General features: G+C 73.9%; 5 protein-coding genes and 1 tRNA gene. All 6 read left to right on the top strand.

Translation table 11 applies throughout. The annotated features are described in order from the left end of the window. Positions 1-1,924 (top strand): DEAD/DEAH box helicase (locus ABGA99_RS28715; RefSeq protein ID WP_347583738.1); only part of this gene is annotated, 1,924 nt, incomplete at its 5' end. A gap of 183 nt (positions 1,925-2,107) precedes the next feature. Continuing rightward, a complete protein-coding gene (locus ABGA99_RS28710) occupies positions 2,108-4,171 on the top strand; it encodes a LamG-like jellyroll fold domain-containing protein (RefSeq protein WP_347583737.1) in 2,064 nt (687 codons plus the stop codon). Positions 4,172-4,279: 108 nt separating this feature from the next. Further along, positions 4,280-4,355 (top strand) — tRNA-Lys (locus tag ABGA99_RS28705). Positions 4,356-4,618: 263 nt separating this feature from the next. Continuing rightward, entirely contained in the window at positions 4,619-5,329 is a 711-nt protein-coding gene (locus ABGA99_RS28700) for a hypothetical protein (protein ID WP_347575013.1), read from the top strand. A 125-nt stretch (positions 5,330-5,454) separates the two neighbouring features. After that, the gene (locus ABGA99_RS28695) at positions 5,455-5,889 is read left to right on the top strand and encodes a hypothetical protein (protein ID WP_347575014.1); all 435 of its coding nucleotides are present in this window, start codon (positions 5,455-5,457) and stop codon (positions 5,887-5,889) included. A 7-nt stretch (positions 5,890-5,896) separates the two neighbouring features. Then, positions 5,897-6,367: an NUDIX domain-containing protein gene (locus ABGA99_RS28690; RefSeq protein ID WP_347575015.1), complete on the top strand. Its 471-nt coding sequence runs from the start codon at positions 5,897-5,899 to the stop codon at positions 6,365-6,367. Positions 6,368-6,377 lie beyond the last annotated feature (10 nt).

The following is a 6,377-nucleotide window of genomic DNA, read 5'->3' as shown; positions in this document are numbered from 1 at the left end:
CACCACCCCGTTCCCGATCCAGGCCGCCACCATCCCCGACGCCCTCGCCGGGCGCGATGTCCTCGGCCGCGGCCGTACCGGCTCCGGCAAGACCCTCTCCTTCGGCCTGCCGCTGCTCGCGACCCTCTCCGGCGGCCACACCGACCCCAAGCGCCCGCGCGGCCTCATCCTCACCCCGACGCGCGAGCTGGCCATGCAGGTCGCCGACGCGCTCCAGCCGTACGGCGACGTGCTGCGGCTGTCGATGAAGGTCGTCTGCGGCGGTACGTCCATGGGCCGCCAGATCGGCGCGCTGGAGCGCGGCGTCGACGTGCTCGTCGCCACCCCCGGCCGGCTGCGCGACATCATCGACCGCGGCGCCTGCTCCCTGGACCGGGTGCAGATCACCGTCCTCGACGAGGCCGACCAGATGGCCGACCTGGGCTTCCTGCCCGAGGTCACCGAGCTGCTCGACCAGGTGCCGCCGGGCGGACAGCGGATGCTGTTCTCCGCGACCCTGGACAAGGGCGTCGGCACGCTCGTCGAGCGCTACCTCGTCGACCCGGTCAGCCACGAGGTGGACCCGTCGGCGGGCGCGGTGACGACGATGAGCCACCACGTGCTCGTCGTGAAGCCGCGCGACAAGGCGCCGGTCACGGCCGCCATCGCGGCGCGCAAGGGCCGCACCATCGTCTTCGTACGCACCCAGCTCGGCGCCGACCGCGTCGCCGACCAGCTCCGCGAGACCGGCGTGCGCGCCGCCGCGCTGCACGGCGGCATGACGCAGGGCGCGCGGACGCACACCCTGGCGGACTTCAAGGACGGCCGGGTGCACGCGCTGGTGGCGACGGACGTCGCCGCGCGGGGCATCCACGTCGACGGCATCGACCTGGTGCTGAACGTCGACCCGGCCGGCGACCACAAGGACTACCTGCACCGGGCGGGCCGCACGGCCCGCGCCGGCGAGTCCGGCACGGTCGTCTCCCTCGCCCTGCCGCACCAGCGCCGCACGGTCTTCCGCCTGCTGGAGGACGCGGCGGTGGACGCCTCGCGGCACATCATCAGCGGCCGCGGCGCGTTCGACCCCGATGTGGCGCGGATCACCGGTGCGCGCTCGATCGACGAGGTGCAGGCCGACTCGGCTGCCCAGGCGGCGGCGGCGGCGGAGCGGGACGTGACGCAGCTGGAGGCCCAGTTGGAGCGGGCCCGCAAGCACGCGGTGGACCTGCGCGCGGAGGCCACCCGCCTGGCGACGCGCGCGGGCGTGACGCCCGAGCAGCCGGCGGAGCCGGTGGCGCAGGACGAGGCGCCGGCGGAGCCGCGGGCTGAGAAGGGCGGGTACGAGGCCCGTACGGACCGGGGCGACCGCACCGACCGTGGTGACCGCACCGACCGCCCGTACAACCGCGCCGGCACCCGGCCCGACCGCAGGGAGCAGCGCTTCCGCTCCTTCGACAGGTCGGGGGACACGCGCCGCGACAACCGGGACAGCAGGGACGGCAGGGACTACCGCGAGCCGCGGGAGACCCGCGACTACCGCACCGATCGCCGCGACGACCGCTCCTACGACCGCCGCGACGAGCGCCCGTCGTACGACCGCCGCGACGACCGCCGCGATGACCGCTCGTACGGCACCCGTGAGCCCCGCTCGTACGACCGCCGCGACACCCGTAGCGACGACCGCGGCGCCCGCCCGTACGACCGCGGCACCCGCTCCTACCCCCGCCGCGACGACCGCGGCGCCGCCCGCCCCTACGACCGCGACAACCGCCGTCCCTACGAGCGCCGGGACTCCGCCGACCGCTCCCGCTTCGGCGGCGACCGCCCGGCCGGCCGCGACCGCCGCGACGGCCGCCCGTACAGCCACGACCGCCGCACGACGGACGACCGCCGCGCGGACAAGCCCCGCTGGACGCGCCAGGACCGCAACAACCGCAAGGGCTGACAGCCACCGCACGCGGGCCCCCTCCGAACGGAGGGGGCCCGCACGCGTCCGCACCCTCTTGCCGAAACTGCGCGTAGGTGCGTTGTCACAGCGGGTTGTTAAGCTGCGCGAGCGCAACGCCTTGAGGGGCCCCACACCCTCCGCCAGGAGAAATCCCGTCGGTTCTCACCCAGGAGGGAAACCTTGGCCCGTCACGCTCTCTTACGTTCCGCCCTCGTCGGCGCGGCGCTGTCCGCCGTGCTGGTGGCGACGCCCTTCACCGCGGCGGCGGCTGCGAACGCCGCGCCCGACCGGCCGGCCGCGGCCGACCTCACCACGTCGTACCAACCCTGCGTTTCCGGGGACGAACGCCCCCACCTCAACCGCGCGCCCGCGCTCCGATCGGTCCTGCACGACCCGGACGGCGATGCGGTGGCGGCTCAGTACGAGCTGAGCTGGGAGGACGCGTCCGGGGAGCCGCAGAAGCGCGAGCTGACCACGGGCTCAAGGCCCAGTGGCTCCGGGTTCTCCTGGCATCTGGAGGACGACATCCCTGAGGACACGACACTGCAGTGGCGGGTACGGGCCACCGACCGCACGGGATGGGGGCCGTGGAGTTCCGACGGGGGCGTCGGCCACTGCGAGTTCGTCTACGACCCCACCGAGCCCGCGCCACCCGTGATCACCTCCCCCGACTACCCGGAGGATCCCGAGGGCTGGACCGACGGCGTCGGCGTCCCCGGCCGGTTCACCTTCGACGCCCCGACCGAGGAGGCGGTCAAGTACCGCTGGTCGGTGTACGGTTCACCGACCTACCTGGTCGACGCCCCCGCCCCCGGCGAGCCCGTGACCGTCACGTGGACGCCCGAGCGGTCGGGTGTGTACGTCGTGGAGGCCCAGTCCGTGAGCAGGGCGGGCAGCACATCTGACTACGCGCGGTACACCATCCGCGTCAGCTCGGGCCGTACCCCGGTGGCGAGTTGGGCCCTCGGCGACGCCGCGGGCGCGAGCGAGGCGGCGCCCGGCGCCGGTTCCGCACCGGCGACGGCGGGCACCGGCGTCACCTTCGGCGCCGCAGGCCCGGAAGGCACCGCGTACGGGACGGCCGCCGCTCTGGACGGCACCCCCGGCGCCTACCTCAGCCCGCAGACCACGATCGCGGACACCTCCGCATCCTTCGCGGTCGCCGCGTGGGCGCGGCCGTCGACGGGGGCCGAAGGCGACATGACCGTGGTCAGCCAGGACGGCGGTGCGATACCCGCGTCGTTCGCGCTCGGCGTAGACGACGGCCGCTGGTCCCTGGCGGTCGCGGACGGGCCCGCCGATCCGGTCCGGGCGACGGGCGGTACGGCCGCGATCGGCAAGTGGGCCCATCTCACGGCGGTGTACGACGCTCCCGCCAGGACCGCCCGCCTCTACGTCGACGGCCGCCTCGCGGCGACGGCGGAAGGCGCCACCGCCGCACCCGCGGCAGGCGACCTGCAACTGGGCCGGATACGTACTGCCGCAGGCCACGCGGGCAACTGGCACGGCGGGCTGGCGGACGTCCGCGTCTGGGACCGCGTCGTGGTCGCGGACGAGGCAGCGACGCTGGCGACCCGCAAGGCCCAGCGCACGGGCTACTGGCAGCTCAACGAAGCCTCCGGCGCCACCAGCCCCGAATACACCGGCGGCCAGCCGCTCACCCTGTCCGGCGGCGCGGCCGTCACGGAGACCGACCCCATCGCCGGCACGGGCCACCTCGAACTCACCGGCAGCGGCGGCTACGCCGCCACGGCCACCCCACCTGTGGACACCCGCGCCGGCTACACGCTCGGCGTCCATGTCCGCTTCGGCGACGACCTGCCCACCCGGGACATGACCCTGCTGTCCCTCCCCGGCGACCACACCAACGCCGTCGAGGTCCGCTACGAGGCGGACACCGGCATGTGGCAACTCGTCGTCGCCGACGCCGACACCCCGACCGCGACGCACACGATCACCGAGACGTACGCGAACCCCTGGGGCCAGCACATCGCCGTCGTCCACGACGACCCCGCCGACCGCATCCGCCTCTACACCGACGCCGACCTCGCCGCCGAACTCCCCCTCCCCGACTCCGCCACCTGGCCCGCCACCACCGGCCTCCAACTCGGCCGCGGTCGCACCGCCACCGGCTGGACGGACCCCATGACCGCCACGGTCGACGACCTCCGCACCTACACCGGAGTCCTCTCTGCCAGCGACCTGACCTTCATCAGCCTTCCCTGGGAACACCCGGATATCTGACCCACACCCACCCGCGGCCCCTCCCGCCCCACAGGGAGGGGCCGCGCCCCGCCCGCCAGGGGATATCCGCTCGGGGGCACGCCGGGGTCCGGGCTATGCTGGCCGGGCGGGCCGCTAGCTCAATTGGCAGAGCACCGGACTTTTAATCCGTTGGTTGTGGGTTCGAGTCCCACGCGGCCTACCAGGTGCCCACGTCAGCCCTCCGCAAGGGGGGCTCTGACGTGGGCTTTGTGCGGGTCCGAGGGGCGGAGGGGCAGGGGAGCGGCAGCCGGGGGCCCGGCGGGCAGGCGGCTGTGCCGCCGGCCGCAGACGACGTACGACCACCGGTAGGCCGCCCCCGCCGTTCCCCCACGAGCGCGGCCATAGGTGGCGAGAGGGCCGTTCGGCCCATGCCGCCCATAACGGCGCTGTCAGTATCTTCACGCCTCACCGCACCAGGGGGAATCCATGTCCTATCCGACTCCGCCGCAACAGCCGTACCAGCCCTACCAGCCCTACCAGCCAGCGCCACCGCCCCCGCCGATGCCCGGCGGCGTCCCGCCGCAGGGCAACCGCCGGGCGCTGCGGATCACCGGCGTCGTCGTCGGCGTGTTCGCCGCCTTCGGGATCGGCGCCGCCGTCGGAGTCGCGGCCGCCGGCGGCGACACGGAGAACGAGGCCGGGCCCGCCGCGACCGTCACCGTCACCGTCACCGCCGGCCCCGGCGCGAAGGGCGACGGCAGCGGCGATGCGCAGAAGGCCGACGACGCGGGCGAGGACAAGCAGCCGGGCGACCGCAGCTACACGCTCAGCGGGACCGCCGTGTACGAGACGGGCATCGAGGTGGTGCTGTCCGACTTCGAGCGGGCCACCTCCAGCGAGTACGCCGCCCCGGCGAGCACCCCCTACGTGAAGTTCAACCTGAAGATCACCAACGGCTCGGAGAAGCGCCTGGACCTGAACGGCCTCCTCGTCGACTGCCAGTACGGCGACCAGGGCCGCAGCGGCGAGCAGATATTCGACGACGGCCTCGACACCCCGACCACCCACCTGCGTCCCGGCCGCTCCATCGACGTCCCCACCGGCTGCGAACTCCCGGTGAGCGAGAGCTACGCCCAGATCGAGGTCACCCCGGACTGGGAGTCCGAGACCGCCATCTTCGCGGGCGAGGTCGACTGAGCCGGCCGATGTCCACGGTGGAACCCGCAGCGGGAGGTCCCCTCGGGGACCTGCACAGCCTGACCGCACTCTGCCCGCCCCCGCCGGCACCCGCGCGCCCCGGGGCGGAAGCGGCACGCTCCCCCGTGCCGGAGAGCCACGGGCGGTTGGCCGGTACGTACGGTGTCGGCTGCTTCGACGAGTTCCTGTGGATCTACGGCTCCGGCGCGGTGAACCCGTACCTCGACATCGACACGGCCACCGATGAGGCGCGGGCCATCCTGCGCGGCAAGGGCATCCCGGGCATCCGGGGAGCGCTGGAGGGGTACGGGCTGGGGCCCGAGGACCTTGTCCGGTGGGGTGGCACGGACAACGGGGACATGCTCCTCTGGCTGCCCGCGGGGGAGCCGGCGGCGTGGCCGACGATCGCGGTGGAGGCCGGGCAGCTCGACTTCGTGGTGCTGGAGCGCGACTCGACGGGGATCGTCCTCGACGTGCTGACCGGCGGGGAGCGCATACGGTTCTTCCCCGAGGACTTCCCGAGTCCGCAGCCGGAGTTCTCGGTCAACCCCTACGCGTGAGCCGCCCATGACCCGTACCGACTACTACGACGACCCCGCCGCCCCCGAGCCCAACAGCCTCGTCGCGGCGGCCTCCGCCGTGGTGACCGACGACGGCGGCCGCATCCTGCTCCAGCGCCGCCGCGACAACGACCTGTGGGCCCTGCCCGGCGGCGGAATGGACCTGGGCGACTCGCTGCCCGGGTGCGCGGTGCGGGAGGTGAAGGAGGAGACGGGGCTCGACGTCGAGGTGACGGGACTCGTCGGCACGTACACCGACCCGCGGCACATCGTCGCGTACAGCGACGGCGAGGTGCGCAGGCAGTTCAACATCTGCTTCACGGCCCGCGTCGTCGGCGGGACGCCGGCGATCTCGGAGGAATCGACGGAGCTGCGGTTCGTCGACCCCGGCGAGCTGGACGAGCTGCCGATGCACCACACCCAGCGCCTCCGCCTGCGCCATTTCCTGGAACACCGGTCCACGCCGTACCTGGGCTAGAGCGTTTCCT

Origin of the sequence: Streptomyces sp. B5E4, from assembly GCF_039871555.1 — a bacterium.
Lineage (GTDB): Bacteria > Actinomycetota > Actinomycetes > Streptomycetales > Streptomycetaceae > Streptomyces.
The sequence above is the reverse complement of the archived record's forward strand: the minus strand, read 5'-3'. Positions and strand labels throughout refer to the sequence as shown.